We start from the raw sequence: 21,187 nt of genomic DNA on the forward strand, positions 1-21,187 counted from the left end.
GCGCTCAGGCCGGGCGCTGGGGCGTGAGCACCCGGTCGCTCGGAAAGTCGTAGATGAGCCCGGTCTCCTGCCAGGAGGGGCTCGCGAGGCGCACCACGTGCGGCGCCAGGTCCTCGGGCGTGCGCAGGGTCTCGGGATCCTCGCCGGGCATCGCCGCCCGGCGCATCGCCGTGCGCAGCGGCCCGGGATTGACCAGCATCGCCCGGATCGGCGTGGACGCGGTCTCGGCCGCGTAGGTCCGCACCAGCGCCTCCAGCGCCGCCTTCGACACCGCGTAGGGCCCCCAATAGGCCTTGCAGCTCGCCGCGGCGCCCGAGGTGATGAAGATCGCCCGGCCCGCATCCGAGCGCCGCAGCAGCGGGTCGAGGGAGCGGATCAGGCGCCAATTCGCCGTCAGGTTCACGTCCATGACGCTCGCCCACAGCTTCGGCTCGACGTGGCCGAGGGGCATCAGCCGGCCGAGATTGCCCGCATTGCCGATCAGGACGTCGAGCCGCCCCCAGCGCTCGTGGATCGCGGCGCCGAGCCGGTCGATGGCGTCGTAATCGGTCACGTCGAGGGGGACGAGGGTCGCCGTGCCGCCGCCCTGCCGGATCGCGTCGTCGAGTTCCTCGAGCGCCCCCTGGGTGCGCGCCACCGCGACCACGTGGGCGCCCGCGGCGGCGAGGGCCAGGGCGGCCGCGCGCCCGATCCCGCGGGAGGCGCCGGTGACCACGGCGATGCGGTCGGCGAGGGGCTTGGTCTCTGCGGACGGGAGGTCGGACATCGGGTCTCAGTCGGCTTCGGCGAGGAGCGCCATCCGCCGCGGCGAGGCGACGGCGAGGTCGGTCAGCGGGGTGGGGTAATCGCCCGTGAAGCAATGGTCGGTGTATTGCGGGCAGGCCGGGTCGCGGCCCTCCTCGCCCATCGCCCGGTACAGGCCCCCGATCGACAGGAAGGCGAGCGAGTCGGCGCCGATGTAGCGGCGCATGCCCTCGAGGTCGTGGGTGGCGGCGAGCAGCTTCTCCTTCTCGGGCGTGTCGATTCCGTAGAAGTCCGGATGGGTGATGGGCGGCGAGGCGATGCGGAAATGCACCTCGCTCGCCCCGGCCTCGCGCATCATCCGCACGATCTTCACCGAGGTGGTGCCGCGCACGAGGCTGTCGTCGACGAGGACGATGCGCTTGCCCGCGATGGCGGCGCGGTTCGCCGAGTGCTTCATGCGCACGCCGAGTTCGCGCACCGATTGCGTCGGCTGGATGAAGGTGCGCCCGACATAGTGGTTGCGGATGATGCCCATCTCGAAGGGCAGCCCCGTCTCCTGGGCGTAGCCGAGCGCCGCCGGCACGCCGGAATCCGGCACCGGCACCACGATGTCGGCCTCGGCCGGCGCCTCCTTGGCGAGCTCGACGCCGATGCTCTTGCGCACCGCGTAGACGTTCTTGCCGTTCACCACCGAATCCGGGCGGGCGAAGTAGATGTACTCGAAGATGCAGGGCCGCATCGGCGCCTCGGCGGCGAAGCGGATCGAGCGGATGCCGTCGTCGTCGATGACGACGATCTCGCCGTTCTCGATGTCGCGCACGAAGCGGGCGCCGATGATGTCGAGGGCGCAGGTCTCGGAGGCGAGGATGTAGCGGCCGTCGAGCTCGCCGAGGACGAGCGGGCGGATGCCGAGCGGGTCGCGGGCGCCGATCAGCTTCTTGTTCGTCAGCATGACGAGCGCGTAGGCGCCCTCGATCTGGCGCAGGGCGTCCATCACCCGGTCGATGATGCGCACGTGCCGGCTGCGGGCGACCAAGTGGAGGATCGCCTCGGTGTCGGAGGTCGACTGGCAGATGGCGCCGTCGCGCACGAGCTGGCGGCGCAGCAGCAGGCCGTTGGTCAGGTTGCCGTTATGGGCGATCGCGAGGCCCCCGGTCTCCAGCTCGGCGAAGAGCGGCTGCACGTTGCGCAGGATCGTCTCGCCGGTGGTCGAGTAGCGCACGTGACCGATCGCCGAGAGGCCCTTGAGGCGCTCGATCGTGGCGAGATCCGAGAAGGAATCCCCGACGAGGCCCATCCGGCGCTCGGAATGGAACACGCTCCCGTCGAAGGAGACGATGCCGGCCGCTTCCTGGCCGCGATGCTGGAGGGCGTGGAGGCCGAGCGCCACGATGGCCGCCGCGTCGGGATGGCCGTGGATGCCGAACACCCCGCATTCCTCGCGCAGGGTGTCGCCGTCGAGGTCGAGGCCGCCGAAATCCGCGCTGCCCGCGGAGGCCGTCCGGCCCGATTCCCACCGTGCTGCCATGATGAAAGTCCCTCGCGGCCGGCCCTGCCACCGCCCTCGCTAGACGACGCGGCGCCCGGGCGCGAGGCCGGTTCCCGACTCGTCCACGACGGATTGACCGGGTCGGCCGAACCGGCCCGGTGACGAGTTCGTCATGTAGGCGCGGAGTGCGGCCGAGCCAAGGCGCCGGCCGCTACCGGCGCGCAGGGGTGGCATCCGTCCGGCGCTGGGGCGTGGTATCGGCCTCGGCCGGGGCCTCCGTGCCGGGGTCGGCCTCGGGCTTGGGCTTGCGGAACTGTTTCAGGAGCTCGTCCGGGTTGCCGGGCAGCATCGCCACCAGCTTCTGGCCGGTATTGTCCAGGATCTCGCGGCTGCGCGCCTGCTGGGCCCAGTCCGGAACCTTGCCCTGGACCAGCCAGGCCAGGAAGACCCAGCCGATCACGCAGATGAGGAAGCCGCGGGCGGCGCCGAAGGCGAGGCCGAGGCTGCGGTCGATGGCGCCGATCCGGGAATCGAGGATCAGGTCCGAGACCTTCACGGTGATGATCGACACGACGAGCAGCGTGCCGAGGAAGATCGCCGCGATCGCGACGACGCGCGAGACGGTCTCGCTGGAGACGTGCTGCTGCACCAGCGGCTGCAGCACGGGGTGGAGTTTCCAGGCGACGGCGGCGGCCACGACCCAGGCGACGATCGCCAGAACCTCGCGGGTGAAGCCCCGCACCGCGGCGAGCAGCGCCGAGATGACCACCACGCCGAGGACGACCAGATCGAGAACGGAGAAGGGCATCGCAGGAACGCACCGGGAGCGGGCGGCGTTGGTTCGTGGGCGCGGCTGCTCCTGGCCGCGCCAGACCTATACTCCGCCATGGCCGATCCGTCACCCGGCGGACCGGAGGCGCGCCCCGCGGACGGGGTCCGCGGCGGCCGGGCGGCCCGCTTCCACGCGCCGTGCCGCGCGCCGCGCGACGGTCACCCCTCCGGATCGTAGGCCGGCAGGCGGGGGCGCTTGGCGCCGCGGCCGACCGGCCTGCCCGAGGCGATGCCGGCCACGAGGTCGGTGATGTGCGCGAGCGCCTCGGCGGGGAAGCCACGCTCGCCGGCCTCCCCGCGTCCCTGCGGCATCAGCGCTCGGGCGAAGCCGAGCTTCTGCGCCTCCTTCAGCCGCGCATTCGCCTGCGCCACCGGCCGCACCGCCCCCGACAGGCCGATCTCGCCGAAATAGACCGCGTCGGAGGGCAGGGGCGTGGCGGAGAGCGACGAGACCAGGGCGGCGGCGACCGCGAGGTCCGCGGCCGGCTCGCCGATGCGCAGGCCGCCCGCCACGTTCAGGTAGACGTCGTGGGTGCCGAGCCGGATGCCCGCATGGGCCTCCAGCACCGCCAGCACCATCGAGAGCCGGTTGGGATCCCAGCCGACCACGGCGCGGCGCGGCATGCCCAGCGCCGAGGGGGCGACGAGGGCCTGGATCTCCACGAGGAGCGGCCGCGTGCCCTCCATGCCGGCGAAGACCGCGGTGCCGGGCGCGGCGAGGTCGCGGCCGGCCAGGAAGAGGGCCGAGGGGTTCGGCACCTCGGCGAGGCCGCCGTCGGTCATCTCGAAGACGCCGATCTCGTCCGTCGGACCGAAGCGGTTCTTGACCGCCCGCAGGATGCGGAAGTGGTGGCCCTGGTCGCCCTCGAAGGAGGCGACCGCGTCGACCATGTGCTCGACCACGCGCGGCCCGGCGATCTGACCGTCCTTCGTGACGTGCCCGACCAGGATCACCGCCGTGCCGCTGGTCTTGGCGAAGCGGATCAGGCTCTGGGCCGAGCCGCGCACCTGCGTGACGGTGCCCGGCGCCGATTCGACCGTCTCGGTCCACATGGTCTGGATCGAGTCGATGATCGCGAGGGCCGGCGGCCGTCCCTGGCTCAGGGTGGCGACGATGTCCTCGACGTTGGTCTCGGCGGCGAGCTCGACCGGCGCCCCCGCGAGGCCGAGCCGCTCCGCCCGCAGCCGCACCTGCCCGACCGCCTCCTCGCCCGAGATGTACGCGACGCGCTCCCCCCGGGCGGCGAGGGCCGCCGAGGCCTGCATCAGCAGCGTGGACTTGCCGATGCCGGGATCGCCGCCGAGCAGGATGACCGAGCCGCGCACGAAGCCGCCCCCGGTGACCCGGTCGAGCTCGGCGATGCCCGAGGGGGTGCGGGGCGCGTCCTTGACCTCGCCGGCGAGCCCTTCGAGGGGGAAGACCCGGCCCTTGGCCCGGCTCGGCCGCGTCGCCACCGGCCCGGCGGCTTGGGTCCCGGCGCCGGTCTCCTCCACGATCGAGTTCCAGCCGTTGCAGGCCTCGCAGCGCCCGCGCCAGCGATTGTAGACCGCGCCGCAGGATTGGCAGACGAAGGTCTGGTGGGATTTGGCCATCGATGGTCTGCCTCGCGCGGGAAGGTCGGGATGGTCGCCGCGGTCCGGGGCGGGCGCGGCGCGAGGATGCGACGGTGCCGCCACGGTCGTCTCGCGGAACGCGGCCGGAGGTCGCCGATGTTCCCGATATGTCCCCGCCGTCCCGGGATCGCAACAGTCACGCGCCAGCAACCTGAGCGTCGCGCTGCGGCCGCAATCGGGCCGGACAGCGCGGGGGAGATCGCACGCACGGATCGCCACGATGTCCCCCGACGGTCAAGCCCACCACTACGCCGGCGCCCCCCGCGCCTTCCACTGGGGCATGGCGGCCCTGATCCTGGTCGCCCTCGCCATCGGCGTCTGGGCGAGCACCCTGCCGCCCGGCACCTCGCCCCGGCGGGAACTCCTCGACCTGCACAAGTCGATCGGCATGACCGTGCTGGTGCTGCTGCCCCTGCGCGTCCTCTGCCGCTGGATCGCCGGCGCGCCCGGATTCCGGGTGCGGCCGTCCCGCCTCGCCGGCGCGGCGGCGCGCGCGGCCCATCTTTGCCTCTACGCCCTGATGCTGCTGATGCCATTGAGCGGCTACGTCGATTCGGGCGCCGGCGGCTACGCGCTGCCCTGGTTCGGCCTGTTCTCCTGGCCCCGGCTCGTGCCCATCGACAAGCCGCTGTCGCATCTGGGGGGCGAGATCCACCTCTGGGGGGCCTGGGCGATCGGTCTCCTCCTCGCGCTCCACTTCCTGGCGGTGGCGTGGCACGCCCTCGTGCGGCTCGACGAGGTGCTGGCGCGGATGTGGCCCGGGCGGCGCGCCCGCGGCGCTCAGTCGATATAGGCCCGCTCGGAGCGCCGCCCGAGATTGGTCAGGATCTCGTAGCCGATGGTGCCGGCCCGCTGCCCGACCTCGTCGATGTCGAGACCCTCGCCGATCAGGGTCGCGCGGGCGCCGCGCCGCGCGGCCTCCGGCGGCGCGTCGGTCACGTCCAGGATCACGAGGTCCATCGAGATCGTGCCGACCACGGGGCAGCGCCGGCCGGCCACCACCGCCTCCGCCCGCCCGGAGCCCGCCCGCGGGTAGCCGTCCGCGTAGCCGAGCGAGAGCGTCGCCAGCCGGCGCGGACCGGGCGCCGTCCAGCGGGCGTTGTAGCCCGCCGTCGCGCCGGGCGGGACGTCGCGCACCTGCAGGATCGTCGCGTCGAGCCGCACCACCGGCCGCATCGGGTTCGGACCGCCGGGGCGCGGGTTGCCGCCGTAGAGGGCGTAGCCGGGCCGCACCATCTCGTGGCGCGCCCGCGCGCCGAGGAACGTGCCGGCCGAGTTGCCGAGGGAGGCCGTCAGGCCCGGGAAGGCCGCCGCCACCCTGGCGAAATCCGCGACCTGGCGCGCCGTGACCGCGTCGCCCGGCACCTCGGCGCTGACGAGATGGCTCACCAGCAGGCTCGCCGCGACATCCTCTAGCGCGGCGCCGCCGGCGAGCGCCAGGGCCGCGTCGGGGGAGAGGCCGAGCCGGTTCATCCCGGTATCGACGTGCAACGCCGCCGGCAGCCGCTCCCCCCGCGCCCGGCAGAAGGCCGCCCATTCCTCGATCTCCTCGCGGGAGCCGAGCACGGGCCGCAGGGCGCGGTCCCGGTAGGCCGGCGCGCTGCCCGGGGGCAGGCCGTTCAGCACGTAGATCACCGCCTCCGGCAGGGCCGCGCGGGCGCGCTCGGCCTCGGACAGGTGGGCGACGAAGAACGTGCGGCAGCCCGCCCGCCACAGGGCCGGGCCGGCACGGTCGATGCCGGTCCCGTAGGCGTCGGCCTTGATCACCGCGGCGCACTCGGCCCCCGCGGCCTCCTCGGCGAGGCGCCGCCAATTCGCCTCGAGGGCGCGAAGGTCGATGGTCAGGCGGGCGCCGTGGGGGGAGGTGGCCGTCATCGCCTCTGGTCCGCAGCGGAGGGGGCGGGGCGATCCGGCGGGATCGTCCCCGGCCCGGCTTATAGCCGGATCATACGCCATCCGGTTGATGGCTTCGCCATCTCGCATTTCGGCAAGGCGGATGTCGGCTTCGCTCAGGCGCCGCGCGCAGGCGCCGCGCAGGCGCGTGATCCGGGATCCGCTGCGATCAAGCGGATGCCGGATCACATCGGCTCCGGCAGCCGGTCGCCCTGCGCGAGATTCGAGAAGCGCGTGATCTCGGCGTCGAACTGGAGCTCGACCGTGCCGGTCGGGCCGTGGCGCTGCTTGCCGATGATCACCTCGGCCTTGCCGTAGACGCGGTTCATCTCCGCCTCCCAGGTGAAGAACTCCTCGGTGCCCTCGCGCGGCTTCTTGTTCTTGACGTAGTATTCCTCGCGGAAGACGAACAGCACCACGTCGGCGTCCTGCTCGATCGAGCCCGATTCGCGCAGGTCCGAGAGCTGGGGCCGCTTGTCGTCGCGGGACTCGACTTGGCGGGAGAGCTGCGACAGGGCGACGATCGGCACTTCCAGCTCCTTGGCGAGGGCCTTCATGCCGGTGGTGATCTCGGTCATCTCCTGCACGCGGTTGTCGCCCTTCTTGGAGGCGCCGGAGAGGAGCTGGAGGTAGTCGACCACCAGGAGGTCGAGGCCGCGCTGGCGCTTCAGCCGCCGCGCCCGCGCGGCGAGCTGCGCGATCGAGAGGCCGCCGGTCTGGTCGATGTAGAACGGGATCGTCTGCATGTCCCGGGCGGCGTCGGTGATCTTGTAGAAATCCTCCGGGCGGATGTCGCCCCGGCGGATCTTGTAGGAGGCGACGCCCGACTGCTCCGCGATGATGCGGGTGGCGAGCTGCTCGGCCGACATCTCGAGCGAGAAGAAGCCGACGATGCCGCCGTTGACGGTCTTCATCGTGCCGTCCGGCTGCTTCTCGCCGGCATAGGCCTTGGCGATGTTGAAGGCGATGTTGGTGGCGAGCGAGGTCTTGCCCATGCCGGGGCGGCCCGCGAGGATGATCAGGTCGGAGGGCTGCAGCCCGCCCATCTTGCCGTCGAGGTCCGACAGGCCGGTGGCGATGCCCGACAGCCGCCCCTCGCGCTGGTAGGCCTTGGCGGCCATGTCGACGGCGGCGGTGAGCGCCTCGGAGAATTTCTGGAAGCCGCCGTCGTACTTGCCGGTCTCCGCGAGTTCGTAGAGGCGCCGCTCCGTCGCCTCGATCTGGTCGCGGGGCGAGGTCTCGACCGGCGCCTCGTAGGCGCCGTTGACCAGATCCTCGCCGATCGTGATCAGGCGCCGCCGCAGGGCGAGGTCGTAGATCGTGCGCCCGTAATGCTCGGCGTTGATGACGGTCGTCGCCTCGGCGGCGAGCCGCGCGAGGTACTGGCTCACCGTGAGCCCGCCCAGATCCGCGTCGCCCAGGAAGGTCTTGAGCGTGATCGGGCTCGCCAGCTTGCCGGCCTTGATCAGGCTGACCGCCACCTCGAAGATCCGCCGGTGCACCTCCTCCATGAAGTGCTCGGCCAGGAGGAAGTCCGAGACGCGGTAATAGGCGTCGTTGTTGACCAGGATGGCGCCGAGCAGGGCCTGCTCCGCGTCGATGTTGTGGGGCGCGACCCGGTATTCCTGGGGCACGGGCTCCAGGTTCGCCGTCAGGGTGCTGGGAATGGCCATCCGGCGTCTCCGTGTGGTTGCGCCCGGGGCGGCGCGTGCCCCTGGACGATCCGGCGACCCTTGCACCGGCATGGTTGACCGAAGCTTTCCGCGGAGCGCGACCCGCGGCTGCGGGCCGCGCACCCCACCATCGTGCCGGGGGAAACGCAAACGGGGCCCGATGCCGCCGGCATCGAGCCCCGCCATGCTGGAACGAAACCGGAACAAGTCAAGCCCGGAGGGCGGATTGTCCCCGCTCTCCCGGCTTTCCCAGACTCGCGCCCAGACTCGCGCCCCGACGCGCGCTCAGCGCTCCCCGGCGTCCGGCCCGGCCTCGGCCAGGGCGGCGCCGACCTCGAGGCCGAGCTCCTCCAGGTCGAGCTCGTCGCGCACCGTGGTCGACTCGCCGCGGGCCTGGCGCTCCGCCTCCTCGGGGCTGCGGGCGACGTTGACCGTCACGGTCACCTCGACCTCCGGGTGCAGCACCACCGGGACATTGTGCAGGCCGAGCGTCTTGATCGGCTGGTTGAGGCTGAACTGCTCGCGGCCCACCGTGAAGCCGTTCTGGGTCAGCACCTCGGCGAGGTCGCGGGTCGAGACCGAGCCGTAGAGGACGCCGGTCTCGCCGGACTGGCGGATCAGCACGAAGCTCTGGCCGTCGAGCTTCTCGGCCACGGCCTGCGCCTCGGTGCGGCGCTCCAGGTTGCGGGCCTCGAGCTGGGCGCGCTGGTCCTCGAAGCGCTTCTTGTTCGCCTCGGTGGCGCGCAGCGCCTTGCCGCGGGCGAGCAGGTAGTTGCGGGCGAAGCCCGGGCGGACCTTCACGGTCTCGCCCATCTGGCCGAGCTTGGCCACGCGCTCGAGCAGGATCACTTCCATCGTCGTCACTCCTTGTCAGCGGATGGAGGGGACCGGGCCGGTTCGGGCCCGGAACCGGTCAGGGGGCGGGCACCTCCGCGGGGCGGCGGCGCAGGCGGAACAGGGTGTCGGCGAGCCCGAACAGGGCCAGGGCGGTGAGCGCGATCCCCTGGGTCAGGAACACGAGCAGGTAGAGGCCGATCAGGAGCGGCGCCCGGCCGGGCCTGCCGCGGCTGCGGTCGTGCAGGGCGGCGAGCCCCTGGAGCGCGAAGGCGGCCCCCAGCGCTCCCGCGAGCCCGATGCCGAAGATGCCGGGGAAGCCGGGGGCGAGGCCGAGGGCGGCGGCCGCGACGAGCCCGGCGACGACGGCCCGGGGCATGGCGGTCGCCGGCAGGTCCGGCCAGGGCCGGGGCAGGCGGCCCGAGAGCTGGACGATGCGGCCGGCCGCCCAGAGATAGAAGGTCAGCAGCAGGGTGAAGGTCGTGCCCATCACGGCCGGCGCGATGCGCAAGAGCCGGTCGGCGATGCGGGCGAGGTCGCCCTCCGGCAGGGTCTCGGCGTCCGGCCGGACCGACTGCATCTCGATCTGGGTCACGCCGCGGGCGATGCGCCGCATGCGCTCCTCGTAGGCGGCGAAATCGCCCGAGGAGATCACCACCACCAGGATCAGCGCGACCGCGGCGGTGCCGGCGATCCAGGCGAGGAGGCGGCCGAGCGGGTACCATTCCATCGCGCCGGGGGCGCCGGACCCGGACGGGCGGCCGAGCAGGGCGAGGTAGCCGAGCCACCAGGCCGGCAGGGCCGTCGAGACCAGGAAGGCGAGGCCGCGCAGGGGCGAGGCGGCGAGCATCAGCGCGAGCGTGCCGGTCGCGGCGGCGACGAGCCCGGTGCGGTGGCGCCAGCCCAGCGACACGATCAGGATCGGCAGCGGCGCGAGCAGGTAGAGGAGGAGCGCGAGCGGCGTCGCCGTGACGATGACCCCGATGAGCAGGGCCGAGGCGAGGCCGGCGACGACGCCGATGCCGAGGGAGGAAGCCATCGAATCCGGTCCGCTGTCCCGCTGCCGGGGATCGGCAGGGTTAGGGGCCACTCTGCCCCAGCGACCCCGGCGGCCCGATGACCGCCGGGTTGGTGCGCGTCGTTCCGCCTCAGCGGATGACGTAGGGCAGGAAGCCGAGGAAGCGGGCGCGCTTGATCGCCTGGGCGAGTTCGCGCTGCTTCTTGGCCGAGACCGCGGTGATGCGGGAGGGAACGATCTTGCCGCGCTCCGACACGTAGCGGGAGAGGAGCTTCACGTCCTTGTAGTCGATCTTCGGGGCGTTGGGGCCCGAGAACGGGCAGGTCTTGCGCCGACGGAAGAACGGACGGCGGCCCCCGCCGCCACCAGCACCGAATGCCATGATCAGCCCTCCTCGTTCCGCTCGCCGACGTAGCCGTCATCGTCCCGACGACGGCCGCGCTCGCGGTCCTTGCGCTCGTCGCGGTCGCGCTTCTGCATCATCGCGGAGGGCTCGCCCTCCAGCGCGTCGACCCGGATGGTCAGGAAGCGCAGGATGTCCTCCGAGATCCGCATCTGGCGCTCCATCTCGGCCAGGGCGGCCGGCGGCGCGTCGATGTTGAGCAGGGTGAAGTGGGCCTTGCGGTTCTTCTTGATGCGGTAGGCGAGGGACTTCACGCCCCACATCTCGGTCTTCTCGACCTTGCCGCCGTTCGACTCGATGACGCCCTTGTAGGCTTCGATCATCGACTCGACCTGCTGCGAGGTCACGTCCTGGCGCGCCAGGAACACGTGCTCGTACAGAGCCATGGTGGGCCTTTCGTCGGAATGGAGCCGTCCTGCCGGATGTCTGACGACGGGCGTTCGGGCCGGTTCTCACTCGCGTCGCACGGCGCCAAGCCCTTCGAGCCTGCAGAGGCCCGAGCGGTTGTTCGAAGGCGGAGACACGGGACGCCGGGGCGCGAACCCCTGTGCCGGCGAGCGGCACCGTCCGTTCAGCCCCCGGCCGGAGCGAACGCGAGGCGCGGGCTATAGCAGGTTTTCGCGGGATGGCAAGGCGGCGGCCGCCGACGCGCGGATGGCACTCAGGCGATGAACGCGTCCGCCTGTTCGACCGCCCAAGGTCAACGGCCCAAGGTCAACGGCCCAAGGTCAACGGCCCAAGGTCAACGGCCCAAGGTCAACGGCCCAAGGTCAACGGCCCAAGGTCAACGGCCCAAGACCCATCGTCGAGAGCGGGCGGCTCGGCCGTGCAGTCGGCCAGCAGCCGGACCCCGTGCACCCGGGGAGCGGCTGCGTCATGAATCGGAATTCCGCACGTCGCCGGGACGCGTTCCTGGGTTCGTGACCGTCGCGTCATCCCGAAGCCGCCCGATCCCTCGGCGATGGCTGCCGCAATCGCTGCGGGATGGCGGAGGCAGGCTCCGCTCGGGCGGGCAGAGGGACGCTTCGCCGCGTCAGCCGGCCTCGACCGGCTCGGCCGGGCTCGCGGCGGCAAGATCGAGGCGCACCAGCATCACCTCGGGGTCCGACGGGTCCGTCCCCACCGCGAAGCCGAGCTTGCGGCACATGGTCAGCATGGTGGTGTTGGCGCGCAGCACCTGCCCCTCGACGTGGCGGATGCCCTCGGCGCGGGCCCAGTCGAGCATCAGCCCCATCAGCGCCCAGCCGAGCCCGATCCCCTTCAGGTCGGAGCGGATCAGGATCGCGTACTCGCCCGTCTCGTGGTTGGCGTCGGCGTGGAGCCGCACCGCCCCCATCATCGCGCCGGTCTCGTCGTCGAGCGCCACGAAGGCGATCGCCCGCGCGTAGTCGAGCTGGGTCAGGCGGGCCAGGAAGGCGTGGCTGAAGTCGCGCACCGGCGCGAAGAAGCGCAGGCGCAGGTCCGCCTCGCTCACGTGCCGGAAGAAGTCCTCGAACAGGCCCTCGTCCTCCGGGCGCACCGGGCGGATGAAGGCGCTGACGCTGTCGAGCGCGATCCTGCGCTCCCACTCGGTCGGGTAGGGCCGCACCGCAAAGCGGGCGTGGCTCGGGCCGCGGCCGGCGTCGCGACGCCCCGCGGCCGGGCTCGGCGCCACGGCGACGCGCGCATCGACCGCGATCACCCCGGTCTCGTCGGCCAGCAGCGGGTTGATGTCGAGGTCGCGCACCTCGGGCAGGTCCGCGGCGAGCTGCGCGAGCTTGACGAGGACGAGCGCGATCGCCCGCTCGTCCGCCGCGGCGACGTCCCGGTAGGCCTTGAGCCGGCGCGAGACGCGGGTGCGCCCGATCAGCTCGGCGGCGAGGCGCAGGTCGAGGGGCGGCAGCGCGAGCGCCCGGTCGTCGATGACCTCGACCGCGGTGCCGCCCCGCCCGAACACCACCACCGGGCCGAAGACCGGGTCGTCGGTGAGGCCGGCGATCAGCTCGCGCGCCTTGCGCCGGCGCAGCATCGGCTGGACCACGAAGCCGCTCACGCGCGCCTCGGGCCGGTCGCGGGCGGCCCGGGCCAGGATATCGGCGGCGGCCTCCCGCACGGCCGCCTCGCTGGTGAGGTCGAGATGCACCCCGCCGATGTCGGACTTGTGGACGATGTCGGGCGAGACGACCTTGAGCGCCACCGTGGCGCCGGCCGCGATCATCGGCCAGGCGGTCTCGGCGGCCGCGTCGGCATCGGCGGCGAAGTGCACCGGCAGCATCGGGATCGCGTAGGCGGCGAACAGGGCCGCCACCTCGCGCGGGTCGAGCCAGGTCCGGCCCTCCCGGACCGCCCGCGCGACGATCGTCCGGGCGGCGGCCACGTCCGGGGAGAAGTCCTTGGGCAGCGAGTCGGGCGTCTTCATCAGGTCGTCCTGCGCCTCGCGGTAGCGCACGAGGTGCATGAAGCCCTCCACCGCCTCGGCGTCGGTGGGAAAGCGCGGGATGCCCGCCGCCCCGAGCGCCTCGGTCGCCGCGAGACTGTCGCCGACCGAGACGGCGAAGACCGGCTTGGCGCGCAGGCTCGCCTTGCGCCCGCGGCGCACCGCCTCGGCCACGGCGCCCGCCACCGCCTCGCCGCCCGACAGGGCGGTCGGCACGTTGATGACCAGCACGGCGTCGTTCTCCCGGTCGGCGATGAGCGCGTCGAGGGCGGCGGCGTAGCGGGTGCCGTCCGCGTCCGCATCGAGGTCGAGGGGGTTGGCCCAGGGGCGCGCCGGCAGACCGGTCGGCGGGAGCGCCGCGTCGAGCCGCTCGGCCGCGGCCGGCGACAGGGTCGCGAGGGTGCCGCCGAGATCGGCGAGCCGGTCGACCGCGAGCGCCCCGACGCCGCGGCCGTTGGTGACGATCGCGAGGCGCTTGCCGGGGAAGGGCCGCTGACGCCCGAGCGTCTCGACCGCCGAGAACATCTCGTGGAGCGCGTTGACCCGCAGCAGCCCGGCCCGCCGGAAGGCCGCGTCGTAGACCGCATCGGGCTTGGCCAGGATGCCGCTGTGGGTGACGGGCCGGCCGTCCGCGCGCGCCGTCTCGTGCCGCCCCGAGCGCAGCACCACCACGGGCTTGGCGCGGGCGGCGGCGCGGGCCGCCGACATGAATTTCGGCGCGTCGCGGATCGTCTCCAGGTGCAGGAGGATCGCCCGGGTGCCGCGATCGGCCGAGAAGTGGTCGAGGCAATCGGCGATGTCGACGTCGACCGCTTGGCCCACCGAGAGCACGCCCGAGAAGCCGTAGCCCCGTCCCGAGGCCCATTCGGCGATGCCCGCCGCCACGGTCCGGGACTGGGTGATGAGGGCGAGGTCGCCCCGGGGCGGCCGATGCGCGAGCAGGCTCGCGTTGAGCCGCGCCGCCGGCACCGCGAGCCCCATGCATTCCGGCCCGAGCAGGCGCAGGCCGTGCGCCCGCCCGGCGAGGCGCGCCGCCTCGGCGAGCGAGCCCTCGCCCGCGCCGAGGCCGGCCGAGATGATCAGCGCCCCGCCGCAGCCGCGCGCCCCGGCCGCCGCGACCACGCCGGGCACGCTCTCGGCCGGCGAGACCACCACGACGAGGTCCGCGGGCTCCGGCAGATCCTCCAGCGAGCGGTGGCAGGGCAGCCCGTCGACCGTGTCGTGCCGGGGATTCACGGGCCAGATCGGTCCCGGGAAGTCGGCCTCGCGCAGGTTGCGCAGGATCGCGGCGCCGAACGATCCGGGCCGCTCGCTCGCCCCTACGAGCGCGACGCTGCGCGGCGAGAGGATGCGGTCGAAGCGATAGGTGCTCATCGGTGAGGCCCCCCAATCGGCCGGCCGCGCCGAGATGGCGCGGCGCCTCGCAACGTCCAGCTTTGCCATTCCGCGGCCGCAAGGTGGCAATGCAAAAATTTGCGTTGCGGCGCAGCATGGCTAAAATAAATTGAGGTCTCCCGGTCATCCGGCTTTCCGGAGCGCCCATCGCGCCGGACAGAACCGCACCGAGCAGATTCATGCGCCTTCGTGTCTCCCTCGCCCTCGTCCTCCTCTCGGCCGGCGCCGCCGGCGCGACGGAGCTCCGCCCGGGTCACGCCCACAACCTCGATCTCGGCCCCTACCGGGGCGTCGCCTACTACACGGTCGAGCGCGACGGGTACCGGGTGGTGGCGACCCTCGCCTCGGCGGAGCGGCCCGTCCGCCTCGTGGCGACCCTGGCCCCCGACCAGCGGGTCAGCCTGTCGGTTCCGGGGCAGCGCGACGAGGCCCCGGCCGAGATCGCCTTCGCGCGCCGGGGCGACCGGGTCGAGGTGATGGCGCCCGGCTTCTGAGCGCGACGGGGGCCCGGGACGCCGCTCCGCCCCCGCGGGGCTGCGTCCGCGGGACTCTCTTGTGTTGTCGGGCGAACTGCGCCACCTGTCCGCCGCGTCCGTCCGGGACCAACCCGACCTTCGCGGCGCAAGGATCGTCCGATGCAGACAGTTTCCCTTTCCTGGCGCACGGCCGCCCTCGTGCTCGGCCTCGCCCTGCCCGCCGTCGCCCAGACGGCGCCCGCGCCGAACCCGGCGCCCGACACGGTGGTGGCCCGGGTCAACGGCAGCCCGGTCACGGCCGCCGACCTCGCGGTCGCGGCCGACGACCCGGCGCTCTCCCTGCCGGGCGTGAGCGACGAGCAGAAGAAGGGGCTCCTCGTCGACTACATGGTGGACCTCAAGCTCGGCGCCCAGGCCGCCGAGAAGGCCAAGGTCGCCGAGAGCCCGGACTTCACCCGCAAGCTCGCCTATTTCCGCGACAAGCTGCTGCTCGACGAGTACCTGGAGCGGGAGGCCAAGAAGGCCGTGACGCCCGAGGCGGCGCGCAAGCTCTACGACGACACCGTCAAGACGCTGAAGCCCGAGGAGGAGGTGCATGCGCGCCACATCCTCGTCGACAACGAGGCCGACGCCAAGAAGATCGCGGCGCGGATCAAGGGCGGCGAGGACTTCTCCAAGGTGGCGGCCGAGACCTCCAAGGACCCCGGCTCCAAGGCCGAGGGCGGCGATCTCGGCTGGTTCACCAAGGAGCGCATGGTCCCGGCCTTCGCCGAGGCGGCCTTCAAGCTCGACCAGGGCAAGGTGTCGGACCCGGTCAAGACGCAGTTCGGCTGGCACGTCATCAAGGTCGAGGAGAAGCGCACCAAGCCGGTGCCGGGCTTCGACGAGATGAAGGAGCAGATCGACACCTACCTGACGCGCAAGACGCAGCAGGACATCATCACCAAGCTGCGCGAGCAGGCGAAGATCGAGAAGACCGAGGCGCCCGCGCCGGCCAAACCGACCGAAGCCAAGCCGGCCGAAGCCAAGCCGACGGAAGCCAAGCCGGCCGAAGCCAAGTAGCGGCCCGCCGCGCGGGCGGCCCTCGGGCCGTCCCGTCACCAATGGTGCAGCACCACCGCGTCGGCGAGGCAGGCGGGTCGCTCCTGGCCCTCGATCTCGACCGTGACGCCGTAGGTCACCCGCAGCCCGCGCGGCGGCACGGGGGTCGCCGCCGCGAGCCGCACCCGGCCGCGCAGGCGCGCGCCCGCCAGGACCGGCGCCGGGAACCGGACGCGGTCGAGCCCGTAATTGAGGCTCAGCCGCAGGCCGTCCAGCCGGCGCAGTTCGGCGATGAACTGCGGCACCAGCGACAAGGTTAGGTAGCCGTGCGCCACCGTGGTGCCGTAGGGCGATTCGCGCGCGGCCCGCTCCGGATCGACGTGGATCCACTGGCGATCCCCGGTCGCCTCCGCGAAGCGGTCGATCATCGCCTGATCCACGGTGATCCAGCCGCCGACGCCCAACTCCTGCCCGAGCGCCGCCGCCAGGGCCTCCGGCCCGTCGAATGCCTGCATGCCATCCTCCCGCCCGGAGCCGATCTCAACGGTCACCTCGCAGGACCGTTGGGGCCGTTCTGGAATTTTCGCCAGGCCATTTTTCGTCAGGCCATCGGCGTGTGCCGCCACTTCGAGGTGGTCGGCGGCCCGATGCGTCGGCATCCCGGGCCGCCGGCATAGATCCGACATCCGGCGGATTGCGTCGCCATGCGGATGTCGGCTTCGCTCAAGCGCCGCGCGGGCTCGTGATCCGACATCCGACGGATTGCGTCGCCATGCGGATGTCGGCGTCGCTCACGCGCCGCGCGAGCTTGTCGTACGCTGTCCGGATGCTCACGTCTGGACAGCGCATGCGAGCCTCGCCGGGCGCGATGCATCCGCGTTCGACGGGGGGATGATACTCCTGGAGAGTGTTCTACTTACCCCCCGGGGCGCCGGGCGCGAGGGCCGGGGCCCGTCGGTTCGGCCCGAGGATGCCCCGCCGGGCCGCCTCGCGACAGGGGAGTGCGTGCGTTGCGACAGAGGACTCTGCGGGTCGCCATCGCGGGCGTCGGGAACTGCGCGTCGTCCTTCGTCCAGGGCCTCACCTATTACCGCGGCGCCGCCCCGGACGAGGTGGTTCCGGGGCTGATGAACGTGGTGCTCGGGGGCTACCACGTGGCGGACGTGGAGGTGGTGGCGGCCTTCGACGTGTCGGCCGCCAAGGTCGGGCGCGACCTCGCCGAGGCGATCGCCGCGCCCCCGAACAACACGGCCCGCTTCGCCGAGGTCGCGCCGACCGGCGTGACCGTCGCCCGCGGCCCGACCCTCGACGGGATCGGGCGCTACCTGCGCGACATGGTGCCGGAATCGGGCGAGGCCCCGGTCGACGTGGCGGCGGCGCTGGAGCGCGCGGGAGCGGAGATCCTGGTCTCCTACCTGCCGGTCGGGTCGCAGGCCGCCACCGAGCACTACGCCGAGGCGGCGCTCAGGGCCGGCTGCGCCTTCGTCAACTGCATCCCGGTCTTCATCGCCTCCAACCCCGAGTGGCGGGCGCGCTTCGCGGCGCGCCGCCTCCCGCTGATCGGCGACGACATCAAGAGCCAGGTCGGCGCGACCATCGTCCACCGCACGCTCGCGCACCTGTTCGGCGAGCGGGGCGTGCGCCTCGACCGCACCTACCAGCTCAATTTCGGCGGCAATTCCGACTTCCGCAACATGCTGGAGCGCGAGCGCCTCGAATCGAAAAAGATCTCGAAGACCCAGGCGGTCACCAGCCAGGTCGACCGGCCTCTGGATCCCTCCGACATCCATGTCGGGCCGAGCGACTACGTGCCCTGGCTGAGCGACCGCAAATGGGCGCATATCCGCCTCGAAGGCACCGCCTTCGGGGGCGTGCCGCTCAACCTCGAACTCAAGCTTGAGGTCTGGGATTCGCCGAACTCGGCCGGCATCGTCATCGACGCGGTGCGCTGCGCCAAGCTCGCCCTGGACCGCCGCCTCGGCGGGGCGCTCACCGGCCCGTCGAGCTGGTTCATGAAGTCGCCCCCGCAGCAATTCAGCGACGAGGAGGCGCATCGGCGCACGCTCCGCTTCGTGGCCGGGGAATCCGAGCCCGGCTGAGCGCCCGCCATCTCGCGCGACCGGCGGGAATGCGGCCAGTTGATCGCCGTGCGAGAGCTCGCGATCGGATCGCACGCCCGTGATCTCGCCTCCACTTGCCTGACTCGGCGCTTCGCGTATTGTCCCGGGACCACGAACCGGTCGGTGCTGCGTCAAGGCTCACAGCAGGCTTTCGTGAACTTGCTGTCGATGGCGCGCGACGCTCGGACCCCATGGGAGGCGTCACGATGTTTCGCAAATGCGTCGCCGAAGGCATCGGCACCTTCTGGCTGACATTCGCCGGGTGCGGCAGCGCGGTGATCTCCGCCGCCTTCCCGCAGGTCGGGATCGGGCTCCTGGGCGTCGCCCTCGCCTTCGGACTGACCGTGCTCACCATGGCCTACACGATCGGGCCGATCTCCGGCTGCCACCTGAACCCGGCGGTCACGATCGGGCTCGCGGTCGGGGGGCGGTTCCCCTCGAAGGAGATCGGCCCCTACGTGGGCGCGCAGGTGGCGGGGGCGGTGGTCGCGGCCATGCTGCTCTACGTGATCGCCAGCGGGGCGCCCGGCTTCGACGCCGCCAAGGGCTTCGCCGCCAACGGCTACGGGGCGCACTCGCCCGGCGGCTACGGGGTCGGCTCCGCCTTCCTGGCCGAGGTCGTGCTCACCATGATGTTCCTGTTCATCATCATGGGCGCCACGCACGGGAAGGCGCCGGCCGGCTTCGCGCCGATCGCCATCGGGCTCGGCCTGACGCTGATCCACCTCGTCGGCATTCCGATCACCAACCTGTCGGTGAACCCCGCCCGCAGCACCGGACCGGCCCTGGTCGCCGGCAGCTGGGCGGTGTTCCAGCTCTGGCTGTTCTGGGTCGCGCCGATCCTGGGCGGCGCGCTCGGGGGCAAGCTCTTCCGCTGGCTGAGCGAGGAACCCGCGGCCGAGGTCACGGGCGCCGCCCCGAAGCCCGCCGTCCCGTGAGCCTCACACCAGACGTCCTCAGGCCAGACGCCAGTCGATCGCGGGCCTGCCCTTCTCGGCGAGCCAGGCATTCGCCCGGCTGAACGGCCGGGCGCCCCGGAAGTCGCCCCGGCGGTTGAGGGGCGAGGGGTGGCCGGCTTCGAGGACGAGGTGGCGGTCGCGGTCGACGAGGGCCGCCCGTCGCCGGGCCGGCGCGCCCCAGAGCAGGAAGGCGACCGCCTCCTGCCGCGCGGAGACCGCCGCGACGGCCTGATCGGTGAGGTCCGACCAGCCGAGGGCGAGGTGGGCGCCGGATTGTCCGGCCTCGACGGTCAGCGCCGTGTTGAGCAGGAGGACGCCCTGGCGCGCCCAGGCGCTGAGGTCGCCCGTCTTCGGCATCGGCGCGCCGGTATCCTCCGCCATCTCGGCGAGGATGACCCGCAGCGAGGCCGGCAGGCGCCGGGCGCCGCGATACGAGAAGGCGAGGCCGTGCGCGTCGCCCGGCGTCGGATAGGGGTCCTGGCCGAGGATCACGGCCCGCACCTCGGGGAGCGGCGTCAGGGTCAGGGCGGCGAAGACGCTGTCGGGCGAGGGCAGGATCACGGCGCCCTGGGCCCGCCTCGCATCGACCGCCTCCGCGACCCGCTCGGCGCTGCCGTCCTGGAAGAAGGGCAGGGCGAGCCAGGGCGAGCCGCTCGCGCGGAAGCGGGAGAGCGCCCCCGCGACGGTGTCGGCATCTCGCATCGGGACTCGGACTCAGCGCATCAGGATGCGCCCGGCCTCGATCGAGACCGGCGCGTGCGTGCGGATGTAGGTCATCACCGCGTTGGCGACGAGCGTCCCGTCGGTGGCGCCGATCAGGGTGCGGCCCTCCGCCAGCATGCCGTAGCCGTTGCCGCCGCCGAGCATGAAGTTGTTCGACGCCACGGTGTAGCGCCGCTGCGGATCGAGGGGCTCGGCACCGACCCGCACCTCGATCACGCGCTGGCCGACCGGGGCCTTCGCCGCCACCGTGACGGTGAGGCCCGAGACCTGCGGGAAGCGTCCCGCGGGATGCCCCACCTCGGCGAAGCCGTTCTCCAGGGCCGCCCGCACCTGCGCGCCGCTGATCTCGACCAGCACGGTCGTGTTGCCGAAGGGGAGTTCGGTGAGCACGTCGCGGCGGCTCAGCACGCTGCCCGCCCGGTAGAGCCGGTTGCCGCGGATGCCGCCCCCGTTGGTGATGGCGAGGGCCGCGCCGGTCGCGTCGCGCAGCGCGTCCGCCACGAGGTTGCCGAAGGTCGACTCGGAGGCCCGGACGGTGGAGATCCGGGTGTCGAGATCCGTCCCGGTGCGGCCGAGCGGCAGGTCGAGTTCGCGGGAGAGCTCCGCCTCCAGCCGGTCCACGGCGGCCTGGACCTCCGGGTCCGGCTCGATCGCGCTCGAATCGTGGATGCGGAAGCGCGGCACCCAGATCGCCCGGCGCTCCTGGCCGGTGCCGCGGACCTCGATCCGGATGTCGACCGCCGTGACGTAGTTCGCCTCCTCGCTCGATTCCACGAAGACGGTGCGGCCGTCGTAGCCGAGCGCGAGGTCGTGGTCGTGGCCCGACAGGACCACGTCGGCGAGGCGGCTCGCCACCAGCGCCTGGTCGGTGGCCCGGTCCGTGTGGGCGACGGCGACCACGAACTCGGCCCCGGCGGCCCGGAGCGACGCGGCTTCGCGGCGCAGCGTCTCCAGGGCCGGGCCGAAGCGCCAATCGCCCGATTGCGACTTCGAGGGCGTCTCCGGCAGGGCGATGCCGACCACGCCGACCCTGACGCCGCCGAGATCCAGCACCTCGGCATCCTGCAGGCCCGGGAGCCGCGACCCGTCCGCCTGGCGCAGGTTGGCGGCGAAGACCGGGAAATTCGCCTCCGCCATCCGCTCGCGGAACACCGCCTGGCCGAAATCGAACTCGTGATTGCCGGGCACGAACACGTCCGGACGGATGAGGTTGGTGAGGGCGACGATGTGCCGGCCCTGGTCGAAGCCCGACATCAGCGAGGGCGAGAGCGTGTCGCCGGCGTGGCAGACCAGGACCGGCACCCCGCGGGCGCGCTCCTGCTTGACGATGGCGGCGAGCTTCGGGAAGCCGCCGCGCCCGTCCCGCGCGCCCATCCGGTAGATGTCGTTGACGAGGACCAGGGTGAAGTCGACGTCGGGGCCGAAGGCCCGCGCCGGCCCGCCCGCGAGCGTGGCGGAGAGACCGGCGAGGCCGAGGCCGAACGTCTCGCGGCGGCTGGGGCGCGGCATGGGCGACCTTTCGGCTGGGAGAGGATCCGCCCCTCTGTGGCCGAGCTTC

Annotated in this window: 19 protein-coding genes; 5 read left to right on the forward strand and 14 right to left on the reverse strand. The window is 72.7% G+C overall.

Going from position 1 to position 21,187, the window contains the following annotated elements; genetic code table 11:
• Nucleotides 1-4 precede the first annotated feature (4 nt).
• The 4 genes from MET2598_RS0110980 to radA form a co-directional block, all read right to left on the reverse strand.
• Nucleotides 5-766 carry an SDR family NAD(P)-dependent oxidoreductase gene (locus MET2598_RS0110980; RefSeq protein WP_012332445.1) on the reverse strand — a complete coding sequence of 254 codons (762 nt, stop codon included), beginning with the start codon at nucleotides 764-766 and terminating at the stop codon, nucleotides 5-7.
• A gap of 6 nt (nucleotides 767-772) precedes the next feature.
• Complete coding sequence (gene purF / locus MET2598_RS0110985) at nucleotides 773-2,272, reverse strand: amidophosphoribosyltransferase (RefSeq protein ID WP_012332444.1); 1,500 nt, start codon at nucleotides 2,270-2,272, stop codon at nucleotides 773-775.
• Nucleotides 2,273-2,444: 172 nt separating this feature from the next.
• Complete coding sequence (locus tag MET2598_RS0110990) at nucleotides 2,445-3,041, reverse strand: CvpA family protein (protein WP_012332443.1); 597 nt, start codon at nucleotides 3,039-3,041, stop codon at nucleotides 2,445-2,447.
• 182 nt (nucleotides 3,042-3,223) lie between these two features.
• Entirely contained in the window at nucleotides 3,224-4,657 is a 1,434-nt protein-coding gene (gene radA, locus MET2598_RS0110995) for a DNA repair protein RadA (RefSeq protein WP_018260859.1), read from the reverse strand.
• Between the two features lie 241 nt (nucleotides 4,658-4,898).
• On the opposite strand from radA, the gene MET2598_RS0111000 reads away from it, so the two are divergent.
• Nucleotides 4,899-5,471, forward strand: coding sequence for a cytochrome b (locus MET2598_RS0111000; protein ID WP_018260860.1), 573 nt, complete (start codon nucleotides 4,899-4,901; stop codon nucleotides 5,469-5,471).
• Here MET2598_RS0111000 and alr read toward each other — a convergent pair.
• The 7 genes from alr to MET2598_RS0111035 form a co-directional block, all read right to left on the reverse strand.
• Nucleotides 5,459-6,553, reverse strand: coding sequence for an alanine racemase (gene alr / locus MET2598_RS0111005; protein WP_018260861.1), 1,095 nt, complete (start codon nucleotides 6,551-6,553; stop codon nucleotides 5,459-5,461). The genes MET2598_RS0111000 and alr overlap by 13 nt on opposite strands.
• A gap of 203 nt (nucleotides 6,554-6,756) precedes the next feature.
• A complete protein-coding gene (locus MET2598_RS0111010) occupies nucleotides 6,757-8,244 on the reverse strand; it encodes a replicative DNA helicase (protein ID WP_018260862.1) in 1,488 nt (495 codons plus the stop codon).
• A 285-nt stretch (nucleotides 8,245-8,529) separates the two neighbouring features.
• Nucleotides 8,530-9,099: a 50S ribosomal protein L9 gene (rplI, locus tag MET2598_RS0111015; protein ID WP_012332438.1), complete on the reverse strand. Its 570-nt coding sequence runs from the start codon at nucleotides 9,097-9,099 to the stop codon at nucleotides 8,530-8,532.
• Between the two features lie 58 nt (nucleotides 9,100-9,157).
• Nucleotides 9,158-10,117, reverse strand: a complete 960-nt coding sequence (locus tag MET2598_RS0111020) for a DUF2232 domain-containing protein (RefSeq protein ID WP_012332437.1) — start codon at nucleotides 10,115-10,117, stop codon at nucleotides 9,158-9,160.
• Between the two features lie 109 nt (nucleotides 10,118-10,226).
• A complete protein-coding gene (gene rpsR, locus MET2598_RS0111025) occupies nucleotides 10,227-10,478 on the reverse strand; it encodes a 30S ribosomal protein S18 (RefSeq protein WP_012332436.1) in 252 nt (83 codons plus the stop codon).
• A gap of 2 nt (nucleotides 10,479-10,480) precedes the next feature.
• The gene (gene rpsF, locus MET2598_RS0111030) at nucleotides 10,481-10,885 is read right to left on the reverse strand and encodes a 30S ribosomal protein S6 (RefSeq protein WP_012332435.1); all 405 of its coding nucleotides are present in this window, start codon (nucleotides 10,883-10,885) and stop codon (nucleotides 10,481-10,483) included.
• Nucleotides 10,886-11,532: 647 nt separating this feature from the next.
• Nucleotides 11,533-14,289, reverse strand: coding sequence for a bifunctional acetate--CoA ligase family protein/GNAT family N-acetyltransferase (locus MET2598_RS0111035; protein ID WP_018260863.1), 2,757 nt, complete (start codon nucleotides 14,287-14,289; stop codon nucleotides 11,533-11,535).
• A gap of 200 nt (nucleotides 14,290-14,489) precedes the next feature.
• On the opposite strand from MET2598_RS0111035, the gene MET2598_RS0111040 reads away from it, so the two are divergent.
• Both MET2598_RS0111040 and MET2598_RS0111045 read left to right on the forward strand, forming a co-directional pair.
• Entirely contained in the window at nucleotides 14,490-14,804 is a 315-nt protein-coding gene (locus MET2598_RS0111040) for a hypothetical protein (protein ID WP_012332433.1), read from the forward strand.
• A gap of 141 nt (nucleotides 14,805-14,945) precedes the next feature.
• On the forward strand, nucleotides 14,946-15,848 hold the full coding sequence (locus tag MET2598_RS0111045) for a peptidylprolyl isomerase (protein ID WP_018260864.1): 903 nt from the start codon (nucleotides 14,946-14,948) through the stop codon (nucleotides 15,846-15,848).
• 35 nt (nucleotides 15,849-15,883) lie between these two features.
• Here MET2598_RS0111045 and MET2598_RS0111050 read toward each other — a convergent pair whose 3' ends face one another.
• On the reverse strand, nucleotides 15,884-16,342 hold the full coding sequence (locus MET2598_RS0111050) for a MaoC family dehydratase (protein WP_018260865.1): 459 nt from the start codon (nucleotides 16,340-16,342) through the stop codon (nucleotides 15,884-15,886).
• Between the two features lie 495 nt (nucleotides 16,343-16,837).
• Between MET2598_RS0111050 and MET2598_RS0111055 the strand changes: the two genes are divergently transcribed.
• Together MET2598_RS0111055 and aqpZ are read left to right on the forward strand one after the other, a co-directional pair.
• Nucleotides 16,838-17,926 (forward strand): inositol-3-phosphate synthase, encoded by a 1,089-nt coding sequence (locus MET2598_RS0111055; RefSeq protein ID WP_012332430.1) that lies wholly within the window; start codon nucleotides 16,838-16,840, stop codon nucleotides 17,924-17,926.
• A gap of 227 nt (nucleotides 17,927-18,153) precedes the next feature.
• On the forward strand, nucleotides 18,154-18,885 hold the full coding sequence (gene aqpZ / locus MET2598_RS0111060) for an aquaporin Z (protein WP_018260866.1): 732 nt from the start codon (nucleotides 18,154-18,156) through the stop codon (nucleotides 18,883-18,885).
• An 18-nt stretch (nucleotides 18,886-18,903) separates the two neighbouring features.
• Here aqpZ and ung read toward each other — a convergent pair whose 3' ends face one another.
• Both ung and MET2598_RS0111070 read right to left on the reverse strand, forming a co-directional pair.
• Entirely contained in the window at nucleotides 18,904-19,608 is a 705-nt protein-coding gene (gene ung / locus MET2598_RS0111065; protein ID WP_018260867.1) for a uracil-DNA glycosylase, read from the reverse strand.
• 12 nt (nucleotides 19,609-19,620) lie between these two features.
• Nucleotides 19,621-21,138 carry a bifunctional metallophosphatase/5'-nucleotidase gene (locus tag MET2598_RS0111070; protein WP_018260868.1) on the reverse strand — a complete coding sequence of 506 codons (1,518 nt, stop codon included), beginning with the start codon at nucleotides 21,136-21,138 and terminating at the stop codon, nucleotides 19,621-19,623.
• Between the last annotated feature and the right edge of the window lie 49 nt (nucleotides 21,139-21,187).

The organism is Methylobacterium sp. WSM2598 (assembly GCF_000379105.1).
Taxonomy (GTDB): domain Bacteria; phylum Pseudomonadota; class Alphaproteobacteria; order Rhizobiales; family Beijerinckiaceae; genus Methylobacterium.

Bases quoted from the DNA above. Each gene is read 5' to 3' on its own strand.
- MET2598_RS0110980 (WP_012332445.1), bottom strand. From the start codon at position 766: ATGTCCGACCTCCCGTCCGCAGAGACCAAGCCCCTCGCCGACCGCATC.
- purF (WP_012332444.1), bottom strand. From the start codon at position 2,272: ATGGCAGCACGGTGGGAATCGGGCCGGACGGCCTCCGCGGGCAGCGCG.
- MET2598_RS0110990 (WP_012332443.1), bottom strand. From the start codon at position 3,041: ATGCCCTTCTCCGTTCTCGATCTGGTCGTCCTCGGCGTGGTGGTCATC.
- radA (WP_018260859.1), bottom strand. From the start codon at position 4,657: ATGGCCAAATCCCACCAGACCTTCGTCTGCCAATCCTGCGGCGCGGTC.
- MET2598_RS0111000 (WP_018260860.1), top strand. From the start codon at position 4,899: ATGTCCCCCGACGGTCAAGCCCACCACTACGCCGGCGCCCCCCGCGCC.
- alr (WP_018260861.1), bottom strand. From the start codon at position 6,553: ATGACGGCCACCTCCCCCCACGGCGCCCGCCTGACCATCGACCTTCGC.
- MET2598_RS0111010 (WP_018260862.1), bottom strand. From the start codon at position 8,244: ATGGCCATTCCCAGCACCCTGACGGCGAACCTGGAGCCCGTGCCCCAG.
- rplI (WP_012332438.1), bottom strand. From the start codon at position 9,099: ATGGAAGTGATCCTGCTCGAGCGCGTGGCCAAGCTCGGCCAGATGGGC.
- MET2598_RS0111020 (WP_012332437.1), bottom strand. From the start codon at position 10,117: ATGGCTTCCTCCCTCGGCATCGGCGTCGTCGCCGGCCTCGCCTCGGCC.
- rpsR (WP_012332436.1), bottom strand. From the start codon at position 10,478: ATGGCATTCGGTGCTGGTGGCGGCGGGGGCCGCCGTCCGTTCTTCCGT.
- rpsF (WP_012332435.1), bottom strand. From the start codon at position 10,885: ATGGCTCTGTACGAGCACGTGTTCCTGGCGCGCCAGGACGTGACCTCG.
- MET2598_RS0111035 (WP_018260863.1), bottom strand. From the start codon at position 14,289: ATGAGCACCTATCGCTTCGACCGCATCCTCTCGCCGCGCAGCGTCGCG.
- MET2598_RS0111040 (WP_012332433.1), top strand. From the start codon at position 14,490: ATGCGCCTTCGTGTCTCCCTCGCCCTCGTCCTCCTCTCGGCCGGCGCC.
- MET2598_RS0111045 (WP_018260864.1), top strand. From the start codon at position 14,946: ATGCAGACAGTTTCCCTTTCCTGGCGCACGGCCGCCCTCGTGCTCGGC.
- MET2598_RS0111050 (WP_018260865.1), bottom strand. From the start codon at position 16,342: ATGCAGGCATTCGACGGGCCGGAGGCCCTGGCGGCGGCGCTCGGGCAG.
- aqpZ (WP_018260866.1), top strand. From the start codon at position 18,154: ATGTTTCGCAAATGCGTCGCCGAAGGCATCGGCACCTTCTGGCTGACA.
- ung (WP_018260867.1), bottom strand. From the start codon at position 19,608: ATGCGAGATGCCGACACCGTCGCGGGGGCGCTCTCCCGCTTCCGCGCG.
- MET2598_RS0111070 (WP_018260868.1), bottom strand. From the start codon at position 21,138: ATGCCGCGCCCCAGCCGCCGCGAGACGTTCGGCCTCGGCCTCGCCGGT.